At 70.8% G+C, this 25784-nt stretch carries 22 protein-coding genes and 1 tRNA gene; 13 read left to right on the forward strand and 10 right to left on the reverse strand.

The features are described 5' to 3' along the window. Positions 1–9: 9 nt before the first annotated feature. A complete protein-coding gene (locus tag HS041_RS39365; protein WP_307845353.1) occupies positions 10–465 on the forward strand; it encodes an ATP-binding protein in 456 nt (151 codons plus the stop codon). 169 nt (positions 466–634) lie between these two features. Beyond that, entirely contained in the window at positions 635–1960 is a 1326-nt protein-coding gene (locus HS041_RS18235) for an NAD(P)/FAD-dependent oxidoreductase (RefSeq protein WP_196441855.1), read from the forward strand. Positions 1961–2083: 123 nt separating this feature from the next. Here the strand turns inward: HS041_RS18235 and HS041_RS18240 are convergent, their stop codons facing one another. The 4 genes from HS041_RS18240 to HS041_RS18255 form a co-directional block, all read right to left on the reverse strand. Next, on the reverse strand, positions 2084–2269 hold the full coding sequence (locus HS041_RS18240) for a hypothetical protein (protein WP_196441856.1): 186 nt from the start codon (positions 2267–2269) through the stop codon (positions 2084–2086). A gap of 4 nt (positions 2270–2273) precedes the next feature. Next, entirely contained in the window at positions 2274–2915 is a 642-nt protein-coding gene (locus tag HS041_RS18245) for a hypothetical protein (RefSeq protein ID WP_196441857.1), read from the reverse strand. A 7-nt stretch (positions 2916–2922) separates the two neighbouring features. After that, positions 2923–3597, reverse strand: a complete 675-nt coding sequence (locus HS041_RS18250) for a hypothetical protein (protein WP_230879114.1) — start codon at positions 3595–3597, stop codon at positions 2923–2925. A 69-nt stretch (positions 3598–3666) separates the two neighbouring features. Beyond that, positions 3667–4128 carry a hypothetical protein gene (locus HS041_RS18255; protein WP_196441858.1) on the reverse strand — a complete coding sequence of 154 codons (462 nt, stop codon included), beginning with the start codon at positions 4126–4128 and terminating at the stop codon, positions 3667–3669. A 127-nt stretch (positions 4129–4255) separates the two neighbouring features. Here HS041_RS18255 and HS041_RS18260 point away from each other — a divergent pair. From HS041_RS18260 to HS041_RS18290, 7 genes are all read left to right on the forward strand, one after another. Further along, a tRNA-Pro gene (locus HS041_RS18260) sits at positions 4256–4332 on the forward strand. A 456-nt stretch (positions 4333–4788) separates the two neighbouring features. Beyond that, a complete protein-coding gene (locus HS041_RS18265; RefSeq protein ID WP_196441859.1) occupies positions 4789–6183 on the forward strand; it encodes a M48 family metallopeptidase in 1395 nt (464 codons plus the stop codon). Positions 6184–6468: 285 nt separating this feature from the next. Continuing rightward, a complete protein-coding gene (locus HS041_RS18270; protein ID WP_196441860.1) occupies positions 6469–6852 on the forward strand; it encodes a hypothetical protein in 384 nt (127 codons plus the stop codon). Between the two features lie 317 nt (positions 6853–7169). Continuing rightward, on the forward strand, positions 7170–7781 hold the full coding sequence (locus HS041_RS18275) for a DinB family protein (protein WP_196441861.1): 612 nt from the start codon (positions 7170–7172) through the stop codon (positions 7779–7781). A gap of 175 nt (positions 7782–7956) precedes the next feature. Then, a complete protein-coding gene (locus HS041_RS18280) occupies positions 7957–8694 on the forward strand; it encodes a VOC family protein (RefSeq protein ID WP_196441862.1) in 738 nt (245 codons plus the stop codon). A 464-nt stretch (positions 8695–9158) separates the two neighbouring features. Continuing rightward, positions 9159–10142, forward strand: coding sequence for a BtrH N-terminal domain-containing protein (locus HS041_RS18285; RefSeq protein WP_196441863.1), 984 nt, complete (start codon positions 9159–9161; stop codon positions 10140–10142). Between the two features lie 347 nt (positions 10143–10489). Beyond that, the gene (locus HS041_RS18290; RefSeq protein WP_196441864.1) at positions 10490–13867 is read left to right on the forward strand and encodes a hypothetical protein; all 3378 of its coding nucleotides are present in this window, start codon (positions 10490–10492) and stop codon (positions 13865–13867) included. A gap of 240 nt (positions 13868–14107) precedes the next feature. Here the strand turns inward: HS041_RS18290 and HS041_RS18295 are convergent, their stop codons facing one another. The 3 genes from HS041_RS18295 to HS041_RS39370 form a co-directional block, all read right to left on the reverse strand. Then, a complete protein-coding gene (locus tag HS041_RS18295) occupies positions 14108–14476 on the reverse strand; it encodes a TipAS antibiotic-recognition domain-containing protein (protein ID WP_196441865.1) in 369 nt (122 codons plus the stop codon). A gap of 219 nt (positions 14477–14695) precedes the next feature. Next, complete coding sequence (locus tag HS041_RS18300; protein ID WP_196441866.1) at positions 14696–14872, reverse strand: hypothetical protein; 177 nt, start codon at positions 14870–14872, stop codon at positions 14696–14698. Next, a complete protein-coding gene (locus tag HS041_RS39370; protein ID WP_255529977.1) occupies positions 14869–15000 on the reverse strand; it encodes a hypothetical protein in 132 nt (43 codons plus the stop codon). Before HS041_RS39370 ends, HS041_RS18300 begins: the two co-directional genes overlap by 4 nt. 195 nt (positions 15001–15195) lie before the next feature. On the opposite strand from HS041_RS39370, the gene HS041_RS18305 reads away from it, so the two are divergent. After that, positions 15196–16476, forward strand: coding sequence for a serine hydrolase domain-containing protein (locus HS041_RS18305; RefSeq protein ID WP_230879115.1), 1281 nt, complete (start codon positions 15196–15198; stop codon positions 16474–16476). Between the two features lie 48 nt (positions 16477–16524). On the opposite strand, the gene HS041_RS18310 is transcribed toward HS041_RS18305, so the two are convergent. Then, a complete protein-coding gene (locus HS041_RS18310; RefSeq protein WP_196441868.1) occupies positions 16525–17211 on the reverse strand; it encodes a hypothetical protein in 687 nt (228 codons plus the stop codon). Positions 17212–17453: 242 nt separating this feature from the next. After that, the gene (locus HS041_RS18315) at positions 17454–18335 is read right to left on the reverse strand and encodes an NmrA/HSCARG family protein (protein WP_196441869.1); all 882 of its coding nucleotides are present in this window, start codon (positions 18333–18335) and stop codon (positions 17454–17456) included. Between the two features lie 499 nt (positions 18336–18834). Here HS041_RS18315 and HS041_RS18320 point away from each other — a divergent pair, with 499 nt between their 5' ends. From HS041_RS18320 to HS041_RS18330, 3 genes are all read left to right on the forward strand, one after another. Beyond that, entirely contained in the window at positions 18835–20559 is a 1725-nt protein-coding gene (locus tag HS041_RS18320; RefSeq protein ID WP_196441870.1) for a histidinol-phosphate aminotransferase family protein, read from the forward strand. After that, positions 20556–21359 carry a phosphatidate cytidylyltransferase gene (locus HS041_RS18325; protein WP_196441871.1) on the forward strand — a complete coding sequence of 268 codons (804 nt, stop codon included), beginning with the start codon at positions 20556–20558 and terminating at the stop codon, positions 21357–21359. Before HS041_RS18320 ends, HS041_RS18325 begins: the two co-directional genes overlap by 4 nt. 520 nt (positions 21360–21879) lie before the next feature. After that, positions 21880–22482, forward strand: coding sequence for a hypothetical protein (locus tag HS041_RS18330; RefSeq protein ID WP_196441872.1), 603 nt, complete (start codon positions 21880–21882; stop codon positions 22480–22482). A gap of 280 nt (positions 22483–22762) precedes the next feature. On the opposite strand, the gene HS041_RS18335 is transcribed toward HS041_RS18330, so the two are convergent. Further along, positions 22763–25762 (reverse strand): ATP-binding protein, encoded by a 3000-nt coding sequence (locus tag HS041_RS18335; RefSeq protein ID WP_196441873.1) that lies wholly within the window; start codon positions 25760–25762, stop codon positions 22763–22765. Positions 25763–25784 lie beyond the last annotated feature (22 nt).

Genomic DNA, 25784 nt, shown 5'->3' on the forward strand with positions numbered 1-25784 from the left:
GGATCACGAGTGAACGAGGACGATACTCGTTCGATTCGCTCCACGGCGGGCGACGACGCGCCGCCGACCTCCCCCGTTCGCGGATTCCTGGCCGAACTCACCTTCTGCCTGCCCGACCTGCCCGACGTGCGTGACTTCGCGGCCGTCCACGCCCTCCGGGGCGGGATGGCCCAGGAGCGCCTGGCCGACTTCCTCGTCGCGGTCAACGAGGTGGCGACCAACGCCGTCACCCACGGGCACGCCACCGCCAAGGCGCTGCTGCGCATGTGGACCACCAGCGACTCCCTCGTCGTGGAAGTACGCGACGAGGGGCGCTGGGCCCTCCCGGCGGCTCCCGGGCAGACGCCCCCCGCGGCCTACGCCACCAGCGGCATGGGGCTGTGGGTGGCGCGGATGGTCAGCTCCGCCATCGACTTCAAGACCGGCCTCGACGGGACGGTCGTCACCATGTCCTTCGCGGTCTGACGCTCCGGGGTCCTTCGCGGTCCGGCGTCCCGGGGTACGGCATCCGCCGCGACCGGCTTCCAGCGCTCTCGGGCCCCCGGAGCGCCGGGCTCCGGCGTGCCGGGCGACCGGAACCCCGCCGCCGGAAACAGAGCGATCCGAGGCGGTTTTTCCGGGTAGAGGCGCCTCCATGACCAATCCTCCCCGCATCCTGATCGTCGGCGGCGGCTACGTCGGCATGTACACCGCCCTGCGACTCCAGCGCGGCCTCCGCCGCGGCGAAGCCCACGTCACCGTCGTGGACGCCGACTCGTACATGACCTACCAGCCGTTCCTCCCCGAGGCGGCGGCGGGCAACGTCGAGCCCCGCCACGTCGTCGTCCCCCTGCGCAAGGTCCTGAACAGGTGCGAGATCCTCAACGGCTGGGTGATCGGCGTCGACCCCCAGGGCCGCACCGTCGAGATGCGTCCCCACGACGGCCCCCCGCGCATCCTCGGCTACGACCTCCTCGTCCTCGCCCCCGGCTCCGTCTCGCGGACTCTGCCCATCCCCGGCCTGGCCGAGTGCGGCATCGGCTTCAAAACCGTCGAGGAGGCCATCCACCTGCGCAACCACGTCCTCGCCCAGCTCGACCTCGCCGCCTCCACCACCGACGGGACGGTCCGCGCCAAGGCCCTCACCTTCGTCTTCGTCGGCGGCGGCTACGCCGGAGTCGAGGCCCTGGCCGAACTGGAGGACATGGCCCGCGACGCCTGCCGCTACTTCCCCTCCATCGACCCCGGCGACATGCGCTGGCTCCTGGTCGAGGCCACCGACCGGATCCTGCCGGAGGTGGGCCCCGAGATGGGCCGCTGGACGCTGGAGCAGCTGCGCGCCCGGGGGATCGAGGTCCGCCTCGGCACCCGCCTCAAGTCGGCCGAGGACGGCCGGATCGTCCTCGACGACGGCACCGAGCTCGACTCCTCGACCTTGGTGTGGACCGCCGGGGTCAAACCGCACCCCCTGGTGCGGGCCAGCGGCCTCCCTCTGGACGACAAGGGCCGGGTCAAGGCCACCGCCGAACTCCTCGCCGAGGGCTCCTCCACCGTGTTCACGGCCGGGGACTGCGCCGCCGTACCCGACCTGACCCGGCCCGGCGAGATGTGCACGCCCAACGCCCAGCACGCCGTACGGCAGGCCCGCACGCTGGCCGCCAACGTGCTGGCCACGCTCAGGGGCACCGAGCGGAAGCCGTACCGGCACGCCTACGCCGGTTCGGTCGCCAGCCTCGGCCTGCACCGGGGCGTCGCGCAGATCTACGGCCGCAAACTGCGCGGGCCGCTGGCCTGGTTCATGCACCGGACCTACCACCTGTCGCGGGTGCCGACCTTCAACCGGAAGGTCCGCGTGCTGGTCGACTGGACCCTCGCGCTGCTCTTCCGCCGCGACATCACCTCGCTCGGCGCGCTCGCCAACCCCCGCCAGGAGTTCGAGTTCGCGGCACGCCCGGACCCGGCCCGCCCCGACGCCGGGTGAACCGGACGCCTCAGAACCGCGAAACTCCGCCGCGGACGCCCGACCGCCCGGAAAGCACGGACAGGGGGCGCCGCCCGGGCGGCGCCCCCTGAGATCCCGAGGAGGTTCTCCTCCGGGGAACGGTCACCTCCTGCGGCGCCAGTTCCCCCCGCGCCACCCGGCCGTGCCGATCCCCGCCTGGTGCAGGGCGAGCAGCAGCAGGCCGAGCAGCAGGAAGGTCGTGGCCGAGACGCCCGCCCCGAGGCTGGCGTCCAGAAGGTCGAGCAGCAGGCCGAGGCCGAACACGATGGCGGCGGCGATGGCGAGCATGGGATCACCTCTTCCCGGTTGACGTGATGGGCAGGCCCAGCAGCTCCTCCAACGTCGACCGGTAGTCGCGCAGGGCCGTACGGAGCCGCTCGGTGTCGTTGTCGCCGTCCTCCTTCCAGAGCGCCTGGAGATCGGTGGCCCGGGTCTCCAGCGCCGTCCGGATCGAGGTCACCAGCTCGTCGAGGAGGGAGTGGGCGCGCTCCACCGCGTCACGGGGATCGTCCACGAACCCCACCTGGACCTCCTGCCAGCGCCGCCGTACATCCTCGGGGTCCCGGTCGAACAGCGAGGCACGCGGAGTCCGCCGGGGCGCCGGGTCCGCGCCCGAGGGCTCCGGCCGGTCGTCGAGGTCCGCGTGCTCCAGGGCGGAGGGGTCCTGATCCGCGTGGACCGGGTCCGGGGACTGCGGCCGGTCGCCGGGGCCGGCGTCCTCCGGGACGGGACGGCCGGTCCCGGCGCGGTCCGCACCGGTCGGAGGCGTGTCACGGTCCGGCACGTCACCGGGCCCGCTGTGCGGCTCCTCCGGCCTGGGGGGCACCGTGTCGCCGCGCTGCGGCGGGATGTGCGGCTGCGTGTCCTCGCCCGGGACGCCGTCGTCCGGACGGGTCGGGCGGCCGTGCACCAGCCGGTCGGGTCGGTCATTCATGATCGGGTCACCGTCCTCGGGGGTCGCGGGGGGTGTTCCGCTCGCTTTCGCCGGTCAGTTCGTCCCCGTCCCGTACGGGACGGGCCTCCTGGCGGCGCTGACCGGCGTGCCGCGGGGCGTGGTCACCGTTCACCGCGCGGGACTCCTCGGCCTCCAGCAGCTCCTGGAACAGGGCGCGGTAGTGCACCATGGCCTGCCGGAGCTCCTCGGTGGAGGCCTGCTTGCGCGCGGCCCGGCCGCTGATCTCGTGGGCACGCCGGTAGTGGTCGAGCGTGCGGCCGTGCGCCACCGACAGGTCGGCGATCCGCTGCTCGAAGTCGTCGGTCGGGTAACCCCGCTCGGCCATCACCGAGGTCACCAGATGATCGGCCTCCGTCACCGCGAACCCGGGGGCGTCCACGAAGCGTTCCTGGACCTCGGTCCATTTCTTCGCGTACGACTCGCGCGTCCCGGCGTCGAGCGGGCGGATGTCAAGGGAGCTGAAACGCTCCTCGCGGGCGAGGAGCTCCTGCTCGGCCTCGCGCCGGCTCTCGCGTTCCTGAAGGGTGCGTTCGTACTCGGGGCCGAATCGTTCGCGGAGCCGGTGCCGGCGTCGCTGTTGCAGTACGACGTAGCCGACTGCGATGATCGCCGCCACCGCCACCACGATGACGACCACCCAGATCAGAGTCTCGGCGGACATGTGCGCCTCCGGTCGTGTCAGCGGTTGTCACCGCCCGCTGCCCCGTAGAGGCGTTCCGAAACCGCCCGCTTACTCCGGTATTACCTGGTCGTTGTCCGCGGGCCCCTCCCGGCCGGTGACGGCCCCCCGCGCCGCCGCGAGAACCGCCTCGACCAGCGATCCGCCCTCGGCCGCGGGAACCTCGCGGAACCCGTGCCCGGGGTCGTAGGCGATGTCCAGCCCCGCAGCGACCAGCCGGTCGGCCCAGCGCAGCGCGGTGTTGAGCTTCTCCACGGGAATCGCCCGCCCCTGGGCGACGGACGACAGGTTGCGCAGGTTCGTGGCCGGGCCGGACTGGCTGTGCGCGCGGTCGAGCTTCCACGGGATCGCCCGGGAGTGGTCGAGCATCGGCTTGGACAGCCCCGCGGCGCGTTTGGCCTGCAGGATCCCCGACTCGCTCACCCCGAACCTGGCGGCCAGCTCCGCGTTCGACAGCCCCTGGCCTGCCAGCCGCCGCAGCTCCTCCTGGTCGATCAGCGCCTTGCGCCCCACATGCCCCTCGCTTTCATATGATCACGATCTCCCGGCGGACGCCTCGGCGTGCACATGCCCGCCGGATCTGCGCTAAGGTTATGACGTCCGCCCGAGAGGGGCGGCCCGCAAGGGCCAACGGACAAACCGGGACGTAGCGCAGCTTGGTAGCGCACTTGACTGGGGGTCAAGGGGTCGCAGGTTCAAATCCTGTCGTCCCGACCACGCTTTGGCTGGTCGGCAAGGGTGTCACCCGCGAGGGAGACACCCTTTCTGTATTTCGGGTGACCAACTGAGTGACTATCGCTCCGCTCACGAGAAGATCCGGTCCGTGACCTCCGCGCCGCCGAAAGCACCGTGCGGATCTGCTTGCGGTAGACCGCCTCCGTGACCGCCGTCCCGCTGTGGCCGACGAGCCGCGCGATGTCCCGTCATGTCCTGCCGATGGAAAGCGCCCCGGATTTCTCCGTGGCCCGAGTGACCGCTTGGCCCTGACGCTCGGTACTGCGGAATGTCTTCGGAAGCATCGATTCGTGAAGTCGCGATCCGAAATCGGAGCAAATGTCTTTGTATGGATAGAAGGTGCTGGGGGCGGTAGGTTCGGCGAGGCCCGCACGACTCACCGCCGGGCACTGAACCAGCAGTGAGAGCCGGAGCCTTCCGGCCAGGGAGAACCGAGGCATGAGCAGAGACTTCCCGGGAGGCATATCGAGGATCCGGGCGCTGCGCGTGGTCGTCTCGGCCGGGCCGCGTCTGCTGCTCCCCGGGTGGCTTCGTCGTCTGGGCATGCCGCTGGCGGCGGGGGTGACCGCGGTGGCGGTCACCGTGACGGCCGTGGTCCTGTTCGGGCAGGCCCTGCGCATCGAGCTCGGCGGCTTCCTGCTCGTGTCCGTCGCGCTGGCCGCCGTCGTCAGCGCCGTCCTGCTGCGTTCCGCTGGGTCCGGCCGGAGCCTGTACCGTCTGCCACGAGATGAACACGCCGATCTTCACGACCTGGTCGCCGAAGTCGCCGACGCTCTGGGTGTGCGCCGACCGGGGCGCGTCTACGCCTGGGCATACCACGACTCGGTGGCCGTCCGGGCGCTTCCGCGGCGGGACGAGCTGCACCTGGGCCTGCCGTACCTGACGGAGATGAGCCGCGATGAGCTCAAGGCCGCCGTCGCCCACGAGCTCGCCCTGCTCCGGCAGCTCCGCTCGTGGCCGATGCGGGCGCTCTACACGCTGTGGCAGCGCGACGTGAGAGAATGCCGTACCCCACCGGCCGAGGTGCGGCGCCCGGTGGAATCGATGATCCATGTGGCCGATGCCGCCGGTGTGCGGGTCGCGGGGCTGCAGGCGACCGTCTCTGCCCTGTACAGGGGGACGCTGATCGCACAGTCCTTCATCTGGTTCACCTTCCGCTACGCCTGGCCCTTGACGGGCGTGAAGGGATACCCGCCGGACCTGTACCGGGGATGGCGCTGGAAGGTACGGCAGGACGAACTGCTGCAGCGCTTTGCGCAGCACATCGGCCGGGACGCGCGTCCCGGCGATCTGACCGACCGGATCGCCGCGCTGGGTGGCGAGTGCGACAACGTGTTCCCGGATCCGGGACCGGCGCTCCTGACAGGGCTGCCCGCTGACGTGGAATCGGCCTTCGCCCGCTCCTACCTGCGCGAGCAGCTGCCCGGCGGCCACACCGCGGCGCGCGCCATCTCGTTCGGCGACGTACCCGAGGAGGTGTGGGACGGTGTGCTGGAGCAGCAGCTCACCGAGCTCTGCGCCGCGGTGGCGGCACGTGCCGGCATATCGGAGGCCACGCCGCGCGACGTGCTCGACCTCGTCGTGGCCGGACGGGTGGACGAGATCTGGGACCACCACGGCCGGTCGTGCCTTCACCCGGGTCCGGCGGTCTGCGCGCTGGTGCCTGTGCTCCACCACGAGCTGCGGGCCCGTGGTTATCGGCGCGGCCATCCACTCCGGCAGCGTGTGCTGACACGTGGGGACGGTGAAGAGGCGGAGACGGTGGATGTGGTGGCACTGGCCGAGCGCGTCGCCGTAGGTGGGCAACTGCCAGCGGGAAACCAGTCCGGATGACCGGTTCGTTCGGCGCTGAGACCTTGAACACCACCTGAGCGCCCCACCGTGCGGGCATCGCGGTGGACCCCGCGACAGCAGCGTGGCGGTGGTGGCGGAAATGCTGCTCTGCCCGGAGACTCCGGAGGAGTACGCCCGCTACGCGGTGCTCGACCTGGACGTCCGGGCACACCGGGTAGAGGCGGGCTCCCACTTCCGCAGAGTCACGTCCGACCCGCGCGCTCCGCCGGGTGGCCGATGTAGCGGCCGGTCACAGAAAAGGACGTCGGGTATGCTTCGCGCGATATGCGCACTGTTCGCCTCGAGAGTCCGTTCTACAACGTCAGTGACGATCCCAATCGGGTCATCTGCGACTTCCTGGGTTTCGCCCTCTCCCTGAGACACCTCTCCGGACGCCGTCCCGCCGAGGAACTCCCTGAGCTCTTCTCCCCCACGGGACGGGGGATGCGCCTTCCCGACGTCTTCGTGGCCTACCGTGCCGAGGAACCCGATGACATCCCCTCGGAACTGGGTGAGCAGTTCGCCGACGAGGTGAGCCGCAAGGAGCTGTGGGTGCTGACGCGGCTGCAGTACGGCAAGGCGCCCGACTCTGCCGTCGTCGACGGTCCCGAACTGCGCCACCTGCTGGTCGAGGCCCTCGCCCAACGCACCGCACAGACCGCTTCCTGAGCCGCGCCGGTCTCCGGCCCCGCTGCCGCGCGCGGAGACACCGGGTTCCGGCCCGCTTCCGGTGATCGAGCGAAGGACGCGAAACGGTCGGCCCGTCGTTCATGGCGGCGGTAGCCGGCCAGCCAGGCCAGGGGTCGTTCGATCACCCGGGGACGACGGCCCAGCCGCCGGCCGGAGTCGACGCCGCCACTGTGACCAGCGGAGCCGGCGCTGGAGGCCGTGGATCGGGCTGATCGGCCCCGTGTACGTCGGTCGGGAAGTGGCGTAGGGTCCATCTGAAATTTGCTGCAAGACTTGCACTCCGAGAGGGTCCAGCCATGCCGGGATACGCCCCGCCCGCGGCCGATGAGCGCACGGCGCTGATCGCCTATCTTGCCCACCAGCGGCGCGCGCTGCGTGTCACCGCCTACGGTCTGACCGATGAGCAGGCCCGCATGGCGGCCTCTGCCAGCGAGCTGAGCATCGGTGGGCTGATCAAGCACGCCGCACGATGCGAGGGTTTCTGGGTCGACCTCATCCTTCAGCGGCAGCGTGGACCGCAGCGAAAGGCAGACGAGTCGGACGCGGACGAATTCCAGCTCGCCCCGGACGAGAGCCTGGCCGAGGCCCTGGCCGCGTATGCCGAGGCGGCCGAGCGGACTGACGCGGTGATCGCCGGTATTCCGGACCTCGGGCAGGCCGTTCCGGTGCCGCGGGGTCTTCCGTGGTTTCCCGCAGAGGTCAAGGAATGGTCGGTCCGTTGGGTCCTGCTGCACTTGATCGAGGAGACGGCGCGGCACGGAGGCCACGCTGACGTGATCCGAGAGAGCATTGACGGCGCAACCCTCTACCCGCTGCTCGCCGCGGCCGAGGCGTGGCCCGACCCGTGGTTCCAGCCGTGGGAGCCCGCCTCCCCGAGCGTCGGCCGACAGCAAACGCCGATCGATTGATCGTGCTCCCGCGTCCCGGTGAACCAGGTGTAACCGCCAGGGGCGTGATCACGCAGCGAGCAGGTCACCGTCACCGCGCGCCGACCCCGGCAGCGAATGAGGCAGACCTCCACGTGCACAGGAGGTCGGACATCCGTGCAGCCGACCTCGGAAATCGGCATTTAGGATCTCTGCCATGGCAACGAGACTGGTGCAGATCAATATGAAGGCCCATGACGACGCCGCGCTCGGTCGGTTCTGGGCGGAGGCGCTCGGCTGGGGCGTCGACAGCGAGGGACCCGGCTGCACCAATCTCGAACCCGTCGGCTTCGCCTATCCCGACCCCGCTGCCGTCTGCATCGACCTCATCGCCCGCCCGGAACCCAAGACGGTGAAGAACCGGGTGCACATCGACCTGGCTACCACCTCGGCCGCCCATCAGGCGGACCTGGTCGCGCGCCTGGAGAAGCTCGGTGCGACACCCGCCGACGTGGGCCAGGGCGACGTCCCATGGACGGTCCTGGCCGACCCGGAGGGCAACGAGTTCTGCGTGCTGGAGCCTCGGGAGATCTACCGGGACACCGGCCCGATCGCCGCGGTGGTGGTCGACTGCATCGACCCGCGGGTCATGGCCCGGTTCTGGGGCGAGGCGATGGACTGGACCCTGCACGAGGTCACCGACGACCATGCGGTCATGCGCTCCGCCAAGAGCGTCGGCCCGTACCTGGAGTTCGTCCGCACCCCTGACACCAAGACCGTGTGGAACCGCGTCCACCTCGACATCCGCCCCTACCCCGGTGACGACATGGCGGCCGAGGAAGCCCGACTGCGCACCCTGGGAGCCACCGACCCCGGCATCGACCAGTCCGACATCCACTGGACGGTCCTGGCCGACCCTGAAGGCAACGAGTTCTGCCTCCTCACCCCCCGCTGACTTCGTGCGACGGCTCCGGCCGCGATCGGATGGTGAGTTGCGACAAACGGGTAGCGGCCGCCTGCGGCGATGATCTCACGGGCATGCTCCTGCCGGGTGCGCAGGGCGTCAGCGGTGATCACCACGCCGAACGGGTCCAGGCCGGACGGCAGGGGCGTGAGCGCGGGGATCTCGTTGCTTTCGGGTTCGATCTGCCGCTGGGCCAGGACGGTATGGGTGTCGTGGCGGAGAACGGCCAGCAGGTGCACTGTGGTGTCGGCGGTGCGGCTGCCATGCAGTGTCTCGCCGTCGACGGCCGGACCGGCAACCGGCTCCCGAAGCCGCCGCTGCCCTGTTGCGCGGCTGGACTCTCCCACTGTGGGAGGCCTCATGCTACTCCCGGCGGTTCCCAATGGTTGATCTTGAAGGTGTCCGGGACGGGGACGGTGTGACCGTTCGCCACGTCAGCATGAGGAGAGCGACGCATGACCATCGTGAAGGACGTCGAGGCCCGCGGCATGCACCACTGCGAGACGACGGCGCTGGGGGTGCTGTTGCGGCATGCGGGACTCGATCTGTCCGAGCCCATGCTGTTCGGGCTGGGCTCGGGCCTGTCCTTCGTTTATTGGGACAGCAAGGGCATGGGGTTCCCCTTTCTCGGAGGCCGCGTCAAGCCGTTCGAGCTCACCAGGAACCTGGCTGCCAGGCTGGGGCTGACGTTGACGGCCAAGGAGACCGCCTCACCGCGCAAGGCGTGGGAGGACGTGGCCGCCGCCATCGACGCCGGTCGGCCGGTCGGCCTCCAACTCGACTGCTACCACCTGGACTATTTCCGCTCCGAGGTGCACTTCGGCGGTCATATCGTCGCCATGTACGGCTACGACGAGCACGACGCCTACCTGGTGGACACCGACCAGCAGGGAGGAGCGGTGCGCACCAGCCGGACCAGCCTCGCCGCGGCGCGGGCCGAACGCGGCCCGATGACCGCCAGGAACCGATCCTTCACCATCACCCTGCCGGCTCACCCGCTCTCCTGGCAGGACCGGATCGTCCCCGCCATCAGAGACTGCGCCGACGCCTTCCTCGCCGCTCCCATCGCGAACCTGGGCCACCGCGGCATCGAGAAAGCCGGCAAGCAGGTGCCCCGATGGCTGCTGCGCGCCGGCGAGCCGCAGCGGGACCTTCCGCAGGCCGCCCTCCTCATGGAGAAGGGCGGCACCGGCGGTGCCCTGTTCCGTGCCCTCTACCGTGATTTCCTCGACGAGTGCACCCGGCTGATCGACGACGGCAACCTCCGCCTCGGTCACCGGTTGTACGCCGAGGCCGCCGTCCTGTGGACGGACGTGTCCACCTTGATCGCGAAGGCTGGAGAGAGCGCCGACGCGGGATACCTCGAGCAGGCCGGCGTCATCCTCCACGACCTCTCGCGCCTCGAGAAGGACGCCATGCAGGTGTTGCGCCAGCTGTAGTTCACAGGGGAAGCCGGCGGGGTTGTCAGACGCCGCTGTGGACGTCACCGTAAGGGGCGTGGATCATGCAGCGGGATGTCCGAGGTGTGGAGTCCAGGTGCAGGAGGATCACCGCCCCGGTGACGGTCGGTTGCGGGCGATTCCGTGCGCCAAGCGGTTGGCGCTGACCATCGCGCATCGTCCGCTCGTGTTCGCCGTCCCCGCCGGCTGCGAAACCGCCGCCGTGCAGGATGCTCCTTTCTCCTGCGGACCCTTTGTTCGCCATGGACACGCGTGATCCACGGCCGGGGTGAGCCTCGGAGCCGGGTGCGCATGCCCTGCCAAGACCTGTTGCTTCAGGAGGCGTCATGAGCCGGACCCTGCGATCGAATCGCATGCCGTGGCGGTTGCGGCTGACGGTCGTGGCGGTGATTGTGGCCGCGGCGGCGGCGGGACAGAGCATCCCGGGCACGCCCGCGTCCGCCGATCCGGCCCAGGTCTGCCGACTGACGTTCACCGTTCAGACCGGCAACGTCAGCGGGCCGGAGGACTCGATCGAAGACGGGTTGCGAAACGACTCGATCGAGACGATCAGCCTGGGCGGGCAGAAGGTCATCTTCGAGGATTCCAACGGCGACGGCAGCCCGGACGAGAACGACTTCCACTCGGGCGGTACGCACGACACGAGAAGGGCCACCTTCACCTGGGATGCGCATCTGACGCCGTGCGTGCCCGCCGGACGCCTGGCCGACGGCTTCGAGTTCGAGCACACCAGCCCGGGCGACGGCCTATCGGCCGACAACTGGAACCTCTCCGGACTCAAGATCACCGACCGGGACACGGGCTTCGTCTATTACCACCTGCCCGCGCGCAACGGGCAGGTGCTGCACCGGTTCCGCAAAGACGAGGCCCAGAAGTGGAACACCAAGGACAGCTTCCCCGACCCGGTTCTCGACTCCGGTCGCGCGGACGTGTGCCGTCTGAGGTTCACCATCGTCACCGGTAAGGACGGCGGGCCGCAGGACGACTCGATCGAGGACGGGCTGGGGAACGGCTCGACCGAGACGATCAGTGTGGGCGGGCAGAAGGTCATATTCGCAGACGCCGACGGTGACGGCGTGCCCAACGAGAGCGTCTTCCACTCGGGCGGCACGCACGACGCGAGAAGGGCCGCCTTCACCTGGGATGCCCGTCTATCGCCCTGCGTGCCGCACGCGAAGATCCTCGACGGTTTCGAGTTCGAGCACTACGACCCGTTCGCCGCGGACAACTGGAACCTCTCCGGACTCAAGATCACCGACCTCGACACGGGCTTCGTGTACTACGACCTGCCCTCGGCGGGGGGCCGTGTCCTGCACCGCTTCCACACCCAGCACGACCAGCGCTGGAACACCGTCCACAGCAGGCCGACCTCGGACACGGACGGCGACGGCGACGCGCTGCCCGACGACTGGGAGTTGCACGGCTTCGACGCCGGCTCAGACGCCCGGGTCGATGTCCCGCTGCCGTCGCTGGGGGCCGATCCGCGCCGCAAAGACGTGTTCGTGGAGATCGACTGCATGGTGAGCGATCTCGACGGCGACGCCGACCTGGGCGATCCGCAAGACCACTCCCATTGCCCGTCGCGCGAGGCCATGACCGACGTCGTCAAGGCGTTCGCCGACTCCCCGGTCCCCAACGCGGACGGCACCAGCGGTGTTCAGCTCCACCTCGACACCGGCACGCTGTACGGCCCGGCGCTCATCGACGTCGGCGGTTCGGGCCCCGGCAGGGTGAGCGGGAACCTCGGCCCGATGGGCGGCGGCGGCAGCCCGATCCCCGAGGCCGGCAACACGATCGTCGACTGGAGGGGTGTCGGGGCCACCTCTTTCTTCACCCTCAAGGCCTTCGACACCGCCCGCCGTGCGAAGGTCTTCCGGTACGCCATGTTCGCCCATCAGACCAACAACCGGGTGCCCGTGAACGACTGCACGAGCGGCTGGGCCGAGGGCATCAAGTCCAACGATTTCATGATCACTCTGGGTGGGCGGCGCGACCTCGACAACGACGGCACCGGCGACGTCTCCTGCTGGGGTGAGGCCACCCCCGCCAACGGCCTCGACGAGGACGGCGACGCCCGGGTGGATGAGGACCCGGTGGACGGCGTCGACAACGACGGCGACTGCGCGCCGGGCACCGACACCAGCAGAGACGGCCGGATGTGCGGAATCTACGACCTCGGCGTCGACGAGGACGGCGGCTTCTCCGTAGGGGACCGCAACCAGCAGGCCGGCACGTTCATGCACGAACTGGGGCATGGCCTGGGGCTCGACCACGGCGGCGACCGCGACCTCAACAACAAGCCCAATTACCTCAGCGTCATGAACTACCGGTTCCAGCAATGCCGGGTGCCCGCCACACCGCCCGGGGCGGCGTTCCCCCTTCCCGGGAACTGCGACTACAGCCGCATAGCGGTGGATCTCAACGAGGCGCAGCTGGACGAATGCGTCGGTCTCGGACCGGCCTTGGGCTTCGGTCCGATGGACTGGAACAGCAACGGGACTCCCGAGGGCGCAACCTGCCCACCGCCCGGCAACGCGAACATCTCCGCCGACGTCAACAGCGACGACAAGATCACCGATCTGCCGGGATTCGAGGACTGGTCCCATCTGTTCTACGCCTTCCAGACCCTGGCGAACTTCGGTGACGACGGTCCGATCACCCCTGTCCCTGAGGAGGCCGACAGGATGGCCGTCGACCCCGCCCCGGCGCCCCTGCCCGCCCCGCGCTGGGCTTTCGCCTACGTCAACAAGGCCACCGTGACCGAGGCGCCCATCGGGGTCCCGACCGCCGTGGCGCCGGGCAACCAGTGGAGCACCGGAGGCTCCGGCGCCACCGTGACGCACACCGGCCCCGGAGCGTACGAGGTACGCCTGCCCGGAGTCGCCTCCGACCAAGGGATCGCCCACGTGACACCTTTCCGGACGAACTACCGCGGTCGGACGTGCGCCGTGACCGGCTACACACCCTCGTGGCCGGACGAACTGGTCAAGGTCCAGTGCCACGACGAGACGGGCGCCCCAGCCGACTGGTGGTTCACCATCACCTTCACCGCTCCGTCGGTCACCGCCCACCCGTACGCGACCGTCCGCTACACCGGCCCGCGCACCGATCCCGGAACGTACGACTCCGGGACGTACAACTCCGGCAGGGGAGTGAACCACGTGCTCCGCGACGGAACCGGACGCTATCGCGCCGTCATCCCCGGGGCGCCGTTCGCCCGGGCTACCGGGCATGTCATGTTGACCCCGTACGGCCCGACGAGGGCGCGCTGCGCCGCGCGGCCCGGCGCGGCGGCCGGAGACGCCGTGGAGATCAGCGTCTCCTGCTACTCGATCGCCACCGGCCGGCCCGTCGACGCATCCTGGCTGCTGTCCTACAGCGATGGCGGCGGCGTGGCCGCCTACACCAGGATGACTCCGGGCCCGGCCATCGATCCTGTCCGCTCATACAGCGTCACCGGCGACACCCCCTCGATCGAGCGACTCGGGCTCGGGTGGTACCGCGTCAAGTGGGAGCAGGTCGGCCGGCCGTACGGCAACGTGCAGGTCACCTCGACGGCCACCGACGGGAGCTACTGCCACCTGGGGCTGATCAACGACTACGGCGCACCGCCGCAGCTGTGGGTCGACGTCTACTGCCACACCCCCGCCGGTGCGCGCGGCGACAGCGAGTTCGGCGTAACCTACCTCCGGCGTCCCGCCTGAACGCTCCCGGATACGGCTTTACCGGTCTCCTGGGGGAAAGTCGCAAACGCAACACAGGGATGGTTGTGCAGCACCCTGAGGTAATCGACCGGGGGAGGGGCCCGGCAGTGGCCGGTCGGGGGAGATTCCTTTCGCGCTCGGCCCGGTGTCCGGCGACCCGAGCTCCGCGGTGAAACGTTTGTGCAGGCCGGCGACGCTGTCGCCAGCCTGGTCCCCCGGATTCATCGGGGCCTGAGGGACTCAGAGCCTCTTCTGAGCGTACGCGTACATGGCGTTGCCCAGGAAATCGACCATCTCAGGATGGTAGGAATTATGGAATTCCTTCATGGCGGAGTCCTCCGAATAGAGGATCGCCATGCCGATGTAGGCATTCCTGGTCGGGACGTAGAAACGGCAGGCTATCTCGAAGTGCCGTTCGATGAACAGCTGGATGTGGTCATCCTCCGGTCGCGCCCCCGCGAGGTGGCTCGCCATCTCACTGTAGAGATCATGCCAGTCCTTGTGGACCCGGTCCTTGTCGACATGGGCCCAGCCATCAGTGGCCGACAGGCTCCGAGCCTGCTCCTCGGCCAGGGATCTCCGGCAGAGAGCCGCATACTGCTCGTCCATGTCCTTGATATCCGTCAATTTATTCGCGCCTTTCCGGCGAAAACGTTCCTGGAGTGGTTGCCGGATCGCCGACGATGGTCGGCCGCCGGGCCGTAGCGAACTATGGCATGCCGCAACCGGCCTGACAAACGATTTACATATGCGGGCCGGGCGGACATCGGACGGTCCTCGGACGCCTCCGGGGTGGTGCTCGCGGACCCGGACGGCAACCCGGCGTGGTCAGAGGACCGGCACGGCTGAGACCCGGATCTGAGCACGGGCCGCGGCCAGGGCGGGCGCGGGGATGACCGGCGATCCGACGTACCGGTCGTGCATCCACACGACCGCCTCCACGTAGCGGGTTCGGCAGGTGGCGAAGCCGACCAGGCTGGAGGTGTCGAGGACGCGACCGGTCACGAAGCGGCGGGGAGCTGAGCCGCCTGGAATTCCTTCTCGCGCTGCTCGGCGTCCACACCCACCTGTACGGGCCCGGCCTGGCCCCCTGCGCCCAGATCGGCCGCGACGGTGCGATTGAGTACCTGCACGCCGACAGCCGCATCGGCTACACCGGCAACTGGACCGACCCCCGCGTCGCTCTGCACCCCGGCTCGGTCGGCCTGGAGTAGCACCGAGGTGCGACCGCGGTCGCAGACAGGGATCGTCACGAGGGGGGAGGAGGACGGCCTCCGGCGCCGTCAGGATGGAGATCGTTTCCACGATCTCCATCAAAGGAACGACGTATGTCGCCGATGAGCGGTAAACGCATGGCGGCCGCCGTGCTCGTCGCCGCGGGCCTGCTGTCGCCCGCCCCGGCCGGCGCGCAGGAGCGGTACGAAGAGCCCGCCGGAGTGCGGCAGGCGCTCGACGCGATCGTGGCCGCCGGTGCCCCCGGTGTCCTGGCCCGGATCGACGACGACCGCGGAACCTGGATCGGCACCAGCGGGACCGCCGACCTCGACACCCGAGAGCCGGTGCCGCGCCAGGCGCGGTTCCGCGTCGCCAGCGTGACCAAGAGCATGGTCGCCGCAACCGTGCTGCAGCTGATCCAGGAAGGAAGGCTGAGTCTGGACGAGCCGATCGGCAAGCGGCTACCCGGCCGGATCGACGACGGCGACCAGATCACCGTGCGGGAGCTGCTGAACCACACCGGCGGCCTGGCCACCTACGACCGCGCCGCCGAGTTCGCCGACCCCGAGCAGTACGGCAAGCGGAGCTACACACCGCAGCGGCTCATCGATGAGGCGGAGCGGCTGCCCCGGCCCGAACGCGGCCGCTTCGCCTACTCCAACACCGGCTACATCCTGCTCGGGCTGCTGGTGGAGGAGGTGACGGGTCACGGGCTCAGCACCGAGCTCGACCGGAGGATCTTCGGTCCGGCCGGTATGACGCGTTCCTACCTGCCCGAGACCTGGGACGGCATCCGCGGCCCGCATGCCACCGGCTACCACCTGCCCACAGGCGCCGACCCGGGCCTTCCGGGCTCGCTGCGTCCCATCACCCGGCTGAACCCGTCCTTCGCCTGGGCGGCGTACGGAGTGGTGTCCGACGCCCGCGACCTGAACCGCTTCTACCAAGCGCTCTTCGGCGGCCGGCTCGTCAGCCGGACATCGCTGGCGCAGATGCGCACCGGCGTCACCACGCCCCAGGCCCCGGTCTTCCCCCGGTACGGGCTCGGACTGGAGTCGGTGGGACTCACCTGCGGCGAGATGTGGGGCGCGACCGGCTCGATCCCCGGCTACCAGACCTTCAGTTTCGCCGACGCCGCGGGCGAACGCCGGATGACGCTGTCGGTCAACGTGCAGCGCAACGATCCGGCGGTCGCGCGCATGCTGCTGGCCGCCGTCGACGCGCTCAACCGCTACTTCTGCGGCGAGCCGTACGGATCGCCGGGTGGCGCGTCGAAGCCGTCGCCGGCGGGCGGAGGCCGGGTCGTCCGTGCGACCTCCCGCGAGCCCGCCGGGACGATCCCCGTCCCACTGCCTGCTGTCGGTGGTGAATTCAACGACTCACCCGCCACGTAGGACACGCTGCAACGTCCTCCGGGAGCGGACGCGGTCTCAGAACGCGCGTCAGATCGTCAGCGTCCGCGAGCAGATGACGTTGTCCGCGCGCGGATCCTGATCCGCCGGAGTGACCAGCACCCAGGGGAACTTTTCAAAGGGGTCCCAGGGGTCGGAGGGCCTCCAGTCGTCGACGTTCTCATTCAGCCAGTCGTGGGTGGCGTCATCGATGTCCGCGTAGGTGATCCCCATCTCTTCGATGGGCCGTCCGACGGCATCCTCTCCGGCGCTGCCCTTCACCACGCTCAAGGTGTAGGAGAGCGGGCCGACATATGCGTTCGCGGTCTCGTTGAGACTGCATTTGGGGTAGCGCAGGCGTATCTCCTCGCCGGTCCATTCCACGGCCCGGATGCAGCTTTCGTCGATGCGGGCCCTGACCTGGCCGCCGCGCTCGCCGGGCCTCCACGCGTCGTCGAGCCAGGCCTGCGCGTCGGCGGCGAAGGTCCCGTGGGGGGTGCCGGCGGGCGGCCTCACCGTCCAGGCGCTGCCGCCTCGCGCGATGACCAGGTCGCCGCCGCCGGTCTGGTACAGCGTCACGGTCGTCACGCGTTCCTGGAGGAGGCTGAGGGGGACGACGGCGGCGACGCGGTGCCCCTCCCGGACGACATGAGCGATCTCCCCGGCGTTCGCCGCCCGGTCGACCAGACGGTCGAACCCGCCGCGCCCCTCACCGAGATCCGGCTCTCGCCCACCCACGATCATGAGCGTACCGGCTGCATGCCGTCGCCGGACCTCCGGCGGCAGCGGTTCGATCCGCTCTCACCGCCCATCGGGCACGAGCCGCGGAAGTCGACGCTCGCGTGTCGTCGGTGCTCGTGTCGGTGCTCGTGTCGGTGTTCGGGCTGAGTCGACGGACTCCGCCTCGTCGGCCGGCGGATCCGTCCTTCCCGGCCCGGCCGTCCGGGACCGCGCTCCGCCCGTCCCCGGCGCGGGCTGATCTAGCTGTTCCGGCCCGCGAGGATTCTGTCCCAGTCCACCGTCTTGGCCCACTCGGCGTAGCTGTGCCAGCGCACGGCGGGATATCTGGCGTGCAGAGTCTCGATGTCAAGGAAGTCGGTGTTGTTCTCGAAGTTCTCGAACATCGTGGCCACCTCCTCGCCGGCCCACTGCCGCACCATGTCCAGCGGCAGCTGCTGGTAGGGGATCTCCCTGCCGAGCACCTCGCTCAGAATCCGGGCAGCCTCCTGCCCGGTCACGCGATCGGACGCGATGTCGATCCGCTCGCCGACGAGCTCGTCAGGGTTCTCAACGGCGTGTACGGCCATGCCGGCGATGTCCAGGACGCTCACCTGGTCGAGCGGCTTGCCTGGAGTCAGCGGGTTGGCGAGGATACCGTCGCCGAGCCGGCTGAAGCCGAGGTTGAGCACGTTCTCCATGAAATACACCGGGCCGAGCACCGTCGCGCGGACCGGGCGCTCACGCAAATACGCCTCGATGAGCTGCTTGCTGTCGGCGTGGTCGATGTTGGTCGCCACCGGCCGGTCACCGCCCCGCACAGAGGAGTACACCAGGTGGACGTCGAGGCGAGCGACGGTGTCGACGAGCAGGCGTCCTTGCGCGACCTCCTCATCCTTGCCGCCCTCACCGAACGGCACCGACAGGCCAAAAACCGCGTCTGCGCCTGTGCAGGCCCGCTGGAGTGCGTCGGAATCGGCGAGGTCGCCGGTGGCGAGCCGCGCTCCCCGGGCCGACAGCGCCTTCGCGGCCGGCGACTCCCCTGAGCGCACGTACGCCACCACCTCGTGACCGCGTTGCAGAAGCAGGTCGGCGACCGCGCCGCCCTGCTTGCCGGTGGCTCCGATGACGACAACTTTGGTCATGACAAACATCTCCACGGTGTGGGAGGGGACTCGATCCAGGGCATGCGGGCAGGTTCCGTCCGGCCCGTCCGGCCGCGCCACCCGCCGTCAGCGATTCTGGGACCTCAACCACAGTTGGGGTCAAGCGTCGGACGGCCTGGACGCTGCCGCGACCACCACTCGTCAGGCTGGTCACCCCACCTCGCACGATCGCGGACGCGGCGGCACACCGGGCAGGGCATCCGGCTGAGACGCGAAACGCCGGCGGCACCGGCCGCGTGAGGCCTCTCGCGGAGAAGCAGGTTCACCGGCAACGGGACCTGGACGACCCCACCCGAAACCCCCGCCCCGACATGACACGTTTTGGCTGCTGCGCGACCGGCTACACCTTAGCGATGGTCAGAAGGCGGGTATCGGCGTCGACCGTCATGGAGCCACCCGCGCCCGACGACCACCCGCCCCCGGCGTCCGGTCCGGAGGCGGGCCGAAGGGCCGTCGAACCGCAAAGGAGACCGTGCTCGTGGGTGTCGATGAGTTGGAAGTGCGGCTGGGATCGGACGCCGACCGCGAGTGGATCTCCCGGCTCCGTCACGAGGTGTACGCCCGCGAACTCGGCCAGCACCCCACCAACGACGCCGGGAGGCTGAGCGACGAGCTCGACGAGGACAACGTCTACATCGTGGCGGCTCACCGGGGGCGACCGGCCGGGTTCGTCAGCGTGACACCCCCCTGGGTCGGACGCTACTCGATCGACAAGTACCTCCGGCGCGCCGAGCACCCCGCTCTGGGCGACGACGCGTTCGAGATCCGCATCCTGACCGTGGACCCGGACCGGCGGGGCATGATGACGGGGAAACTCCTGATGTACGCGGCGCTGCGCTGGGTGATGGCGCACGGGGGCCGCATCCTCGTGGCCCTGGGCCGGACCGAGCTCCTCCCGACGTACCTGCGACTGGGACTGACGTCCACGGGCACGCCGGTGCGCTCGGGGGCCGTCACCTTCGAACTGCTGACCGGTGAGGTGGCCGATCTCGCCGAGCGGACGCTGCGCAGGTACGGTCCGGTGCTGCGGGATCTGGAGCCGGGGCTGCGCTGGAGGCTGGAGATGCCCTTCCTGCCCGCCACGGGCGGCTGCGAGCACGGCGGCACCTCGATCGGGGCGCTGGGCCGCCGCTTCGACACCCTCCATGCGCACGGTGACGTCGTGCCCGCCGACGTGCTCGACGCCTGGTTCCCGCCCGCCCCCGGCGCCGCCGCGGCCCTGGCCGCCCACCAGGATTGGATCACGCGCACGTCCCCGCCCGCGCAGGCCGAAGGGCTCATCGAGGAGATCTGCACCCGCCGCGGCCTTCCCGCCGAGACCGTCGCCGCCGGGGCCGGCTCATCCGACCTGATCTTCTGCGCGTTCCGCGGCTGGCTGGACGCCTCCTCCCGGGTGCTGCTGGTCGACCCCTCCTACGGCGAGTACGCCCACGTCGTCGAGCGGGTGATCGGCTGCCGCGCCGACCGGTTCACGCTACGGCGCGCCGAAGGCTGGCGGATCGACCCGGACCGCCTCGGCGACGCCCTGCGCGAGCGCTACGACCTCGTGGTCCTCGTCAACCCCAACAACCCCACCGGGGTGCACCTCGACGCAGGCGACCTGCGGCAGGTGCTGGCGGCGGCCCCGGGCGGGACCCGTTTCTGGGTCGACGAGGCCTACGTCGGCTACGCCGGGCCGGGACAGTCGCTGGAGCCGTACGCCGCGACCGCCGGCAACACCGTCGTGTGCACCTCGATGTCGAAGATGTACGCCCTGTCGGGCCTGCGTGCCGCCTACCTCACCGGGCCCCCGAGGATCGCGGCGGAGCTGCGCCGCTGGAGTCCGCCCTGGGCGGTGAGCCTGCCCGCGCAGATCGCCGCGGTCCACGCCCTGCGTGACCCCGGCTACTACGCTGGCCGCTGGGCGCAGACTGCAGCGCTGCGCGGCGAACTGGCCGCCGCGCTCGCCGCGATCGACCAGGACGCGCACGTCCAGGAGTCGGTGGCCAACTTCGTCCTGCTCACCCTGCCCCGTCGTGGTCCCGGCGCCGCCCGCCTGGTCCGCCGCTGCCGCGACCAGGGGGTGTTCCTGCGCGACCTGTCGCCGATGTCACCGGCCTTCGAGGGGCGGACGGTGCGGATCGCGGTGCGCGACGCCGCAGCCAACTCCCCGACCGCCGCGACCGTCGCCGCGGCACTGCACGACCCGCGGAACGCGGTGTGACCGGCGTCGGTGACCTGATCCCCTACATCGCCGCCGCGCTCGCAGCCGGCGGCGTCGCCGTCGCGCTGTCGCGGCGGCGGGAGTACGTGCTGCGGTGGTGCGCCTGGGCGGCGGCCGTGCCGGTGGTCGTCGCCGCCCTGTACGCCGGACCCGGCGGGGCCGCGGTCCTGGCCGCGACGGTGGGCGTGGTGTGCGTCGCCGAGTACGGCCGGCTGACCCGGCTGCCCCGGCCGGACCGTGCGGTGCTCGCCGTCGCCGTGGCCGGGGCGCCGGTGACCGCCTGGCTGGCTCCCCTGCACCTGCCTCGCATGCTCGCCGTCGCCGCCTTGGCCGTCGCCCTGGTCCCGCTGCTCACCGGGGACATGGCCGGTGGGCTGAACCGGTTGAGCCTGGGCGTGCTCGGCGTCGTCTGGTTCGCGCCGTTGACCGGGGTGGTCCTGCTCGGTCCTGCCGCCCTGGCGGTGTTCGCTGCGGTGTCGGTCGCCGACATCGCCGCCTCGTTCGGTGGTCGGCTGCTGGGCGGGCCCGCCCTTTCCCCGCTGTCACCGGCCAAACGCTGGAGCGGCGCCCTGGCCGGGGCCGCGGCGGGACTGGGCATGCTGGCCCTGCTGGGCGCGTTCACCCCTGCCCTGGTGGTCGCCGTGGCGTTCGGCGCCCCCTTGGGGGACCTGCTGGAGTCGATGGTCAAGCGGGGCGCCGAGGTCAAGGACTCGGCCTCATGGCTGGCGGGTGCCGGCGGGCTGCTGGACCGGCTCGACTCCCTCCTGCTCGCTCTCGCGCTGGCCATGCTGCTCAGCTGACGGGACAGCCGAACGGCCCGTCTCCTGCCCGGCAGCGCCGCCGGCATCCTGCCGAACATCGTTCCGTCCGTGCTGACCGGCTGTGAACCGCAAGTGCGCGACCACGCCCGCCCGGTGCGGCAGCCGGGTGGTCCTGCTGGTCATGTCACGCAAACAGGCCGTAGCCGAACCTCTCGGTCGGCCACCCGAAGATCAGGGCTAGGGATGGCCCCGATGCTAAGGGCCGCCGGGAATTGCGACAGTGGAAACGTTCAGACGGTCGCCGGTGACCAGAAAGACGGAAATCCCGATCCGTGCGGAGGAACGCCGCATGGAGCGGAGCGGCAAGCACCCGGCCGAAATGCCGACGGCAGTGGTACGCCGGGTGACGCCGGCGCCGTGCCGGACGCCGCTCAGGAGCGATCGGCGTACGGGCTCAGCTCGGTGGAACTCCGTCCGGACTTCGGCCACGCGACCGCGTGGCCGGGAAAGGCGCGGCTCGAAGTCGTGCCTCGTTTGTGGAAAGAGGTTTTCTTTGCGCATGAACAAGCTACGAGGCTCCGTTCTGAGCCGCCGGACGCGGAGTGGTGCGGCGATGACGGCCGTCCGCATCAGCACCGCGGCGGCGGCAGGGGCGGTCGCGCTGGCGGTCGCCGCCCTGACCGGCGCGGCCCCCGCCGCGGCGGACTCGAAGGCCGCGGCGGGCAGCTGGGTGTGCTCCGGAGCGCCCGTCCAGTCCGGGCACGTCATCACCGACCACGACCCCTACGGCTGCGGAGGGCTCGGCTCCTGGTACAACCAACCCGTCCGCGACGGTATCTGGACCTGTGGCGGCTCCCCGGTCGTGCCCGGGTACGTCCTCACCAACCATGACCGCAACGGCTGCCGTGGAGTCGGCACCTGGTACCAGCGACTCGTCAAGGACGGTATCTGGACCTGCGGTGGCTCCCCGGTCGTGTCCGGATACGTCACCACCCGCCATGACCGCAACGGCTGCAGCGGAGTCGGCTCCTGGTACCAGCGACTCGCCAAGGACGGCCTTTGGACCTGCGGCGGTTCGCCCATCCCGCCCGGCTACCGCACCACCAGCTTCGACCGTCACGGGTGCGACGGCGTGGGCTCGTGGTACCTCACGCGTGCCTGACACCGGCGGCGGCACCGAAGGTTCACGTCTCCCGCAGTGCCTCCGGTGACGCGACCGGCCGGCGGCTCAGTCGCGTCGAGCTCTTCGGGACGCCGGCCGTCAGGGTGAGGAGGGGCGATCGGCCGGACGGGGGCGATTGCACCGGCACCTGTCGACAACGTGTGAAAAAGCGTCGTCGACGGCACCGTTCAGGATGAGAGGACCGCGCGCCGACGCACCGGCGCGCGGTCCTCCGCCGCGGGGACCCCGATCACGTCCGCCGCTTCCGGGGGCGACCGGCTCAGCGGTCGGGATGTTCGCCGTGCCGGGCGGTGAACATGGCCGCCAGTGCCGGCCGGGAGCGGGTGCGCAGCTTCCGGTAGATCTTGGTGAGGTGGGCTTCCACGGTTTTGACCGACAGGTGGAGCATCGTGGCGATGGCCTGGTTCGACATGCCGAGGCTGACCAGCTGGGCGATCTCGCTCTCCCTCCGGGTGAGCGTGGAGTCCGTCGCCGTCGGCCGACGCGGCTGTGAGGCGCCGATACGGCGCTGGGCGTTCACCGCCTTGGTGTACAGGAACCGGGCGCCGCAGGCGTTGGCCAGGGTCTTGACCCGCTCCACCTCCACCGCGGCTTCACCGAGGCGGCGGAGGGTGATGAGGTTGCGGGCCAGCAGCAACCGCGTCGAGCACTCCACGAGGGCGAGCCCGCTGGCCGACAGTTTCTCGGCCGCCTCGCCCAACCGCTCGATCCGGCCGCGGTCCTGCGGCGCGCATGTCTGGGCTCGGGCGAGGGCGGCGAACGCGATCGCGCCGTCCAGCCCGTGCGCGGCCGCCTCCCTTCCGGCCCGCTCCGCCCACAGCCTGGCCTCCCCGGGCCGATCCGCCGCCTCCGCGGCCAGGGCGGCCAGGCAGTGCCACATCGGTCTGAGGGAGGACACCGGGCTCGGGTGGCGGATGTGCGCGTCGACGGACCGCAGCAGGCCGAGGCAGTCATCCGGCCGCCGTTGCGCGAGCCGGATGTGGGCGAGGACGCCGGAGGCGACCTCCCACAGCAGGCCGCGCGCGTTGACGTGGCGCAGTCCCCGTTCAGCGAGGGGAGCGGCCGCTTCGGGACCGTCACGCATCGCGGTCGCCCACCCCCGCAGGGCCAGGGCGAAGCCGAGCATGTCGGATCTGCTGAGCAGGGAGGCGGCCTCTTCGGCGTCGACGGCCGCCCGCAGCGCCTCGTCCACCCGCCCCGTGGTGATGTGGACGTAGGCGAGGCCGAGCAGCAGATACGGCATGACGACGTGCTGTCCGGTCAGCCGGGCGAGGGCGAGCCCGCGGGTGAAGTGGCGCAGCGCGTCCTGGTGGCGCTCCGCCAGCGCCTCCGCCCAGGCCAGTTGGGAGAGCGGGTCCAGGTGCGGCATCAGGTCCGGGTCGTCCATGGTGTCGTAGGCGGTGGCGGCGTGCCGCACGTGCTCGGCGAACGAGTGGCGGTCGCCCCGGTAGGCCGCCCCCAGCGCCAGGCAGGCCGCCGCGGCGGCGAGCAGGTCGCCCGCTGAGCCGGCTGGAGCGCGTTCGGCGGCTTCCCCTACGAGTTCCCGGCACTCGTCATACCGGCGCTGCATCATCTTCGCCACGGCCAGCTCCAGCAGCGCCCGGCTGCCCGCCGAGGCGCGCGCGTTCTTCAGGGCGGAGAGCTCGGGCCCCAGGATCGCGCAGGCTCCGCGGTAGTCGCCGAGGAGTCTCGCGGCCGCGGCGTGGACGGTGATGATCTCCAGTCGGCGGTCCGGCCGATCCGCGTCGAGCAGGCTGAGGATCTCGGGGAGAAGCCGCCTGCACTCCTCCAGCCGGCCCGTCATGACGAGCGCGCGGGAGAGCGCCTCCAGCACGTCGAGCCGTGTACTCCGATCGCCGCCCAGCGGCAGGGCGGCACGCAGCCATGCCGCGGCGGTCGCCGGCGCGGTGCGCATGATCTGCCCGGCGGCTTCGGCCAGGAGGCGGAGCGCCGCCGTGTCCCCCCGCTGCGCGGAGCGGGCGACGTGCGGAGCGCGCTCCACCGGGCCGGCGCCTCGGCGCCGCAGCGCCAGGTCGGCCCGGCGGTGCACGGCGAGCCGTGCGCCCATCGCGGTCTCCTCGTAGACCAGCTGACGCAGGAGCGGATGGCGGAAGCAGAGGGACGGCCGGATCCCGTCCCGGCTCGCCGGTCTGATCAGATCCCTGCCGGCCAGGGCGTCCAGAGCCGCCATCGTGGCGGACGCGTCCTTTCCCGTGACCTCCGCGAGCAGGACCGGGTCGATCGGGTCGCCGAGTGCCGCCGCCACCCGCAGCACCTCACGGTGATCGGGTTCCAGCGGGACCAGTTCACCGAGGAGCGGTGAGCGTACGGAGTCCGGCATGCCGTCGAGGAATGTCCCGACGGCGTCCGGGCTGTCCGGCGAGAGCCGCCGAACGCGTGACAGAGCCTCCAGGTACCGGGGGTTGCCGCCACTGGTCCGGTACAGCCGGGCCCGCCTGTCGATCGCGACGTCCGGGCCGAGGATCTGGTCGACCGCGTTGCGGTCCAGCGGGGAGAGCTCGATGCGGTCGGCCCGGATGGCGTTCGCCGTGTCCCGCAGGCACGCCGTCAGCCGCGCGGACGCCTGCCGCGGCCGGTACGAACAGGCGACGATCAGGGGAACGGCGGGCGGATGGCGTATCAGATGGTGCAGCAGCGCGATCGTCCCGTCATCCGCCCAGTGCAGATCATCGAGACACAGCAGCACGCCCTCGGGCCGCGCCGCGTGCTCGACCATCCGCGTCACCGTCTCGAAGAACTCGAACCGCTCGGCATCGGGCAGCGCGTACGGGCTCTTCCGGCCGCGCAGGGCGAGACCGGATCCGACTGCTTCGAGCAGTGCGCGCGTGCGGTCGTCCAGGCCGCGCACGAGCGACGGGCGGGCCCTGAGGATCTCGCGAACCGGCTCGGCGAACACCCCGAAGGCCTGTTCGCGTTCGAATCCCGACACCCTGCCGGACAGCACGTTCATCGTGTCGCCGGCCGTCAGGGCGAGCTCGCTCAGCAGGCGGGTCTTCCCGACCCCCGGGTCGCCGACGATCTCCAGCAGGACGGGGGTCCCCCGCCGGCCGGCGGTGACGGCCGCGTCCAGGCGGGCCATCTCCCTGCCGCGCCCGGCGAACGGTGCCGGGTGCGGCAGGGAGACGGCGGGGAGGGACAGGATGCGCCCGGACCGGGGGCCGGCACGACCGGGCGGTGATGGGGCGCGGCCGGGGGAGAGCCGTCTTCCGAGGGCACGATCCTCACGAACTGCTGTCACAGGGGAGGCACCTCCTTGGATG

Source organism: Planomonospora sp. ID67723, from assembly GCF_015711605.1.
GTDB lineage: Bacteria > Actinomycetota > Actinomycetes > Streptosporangiales > Streptosporangiaceae > Planomonospora_A.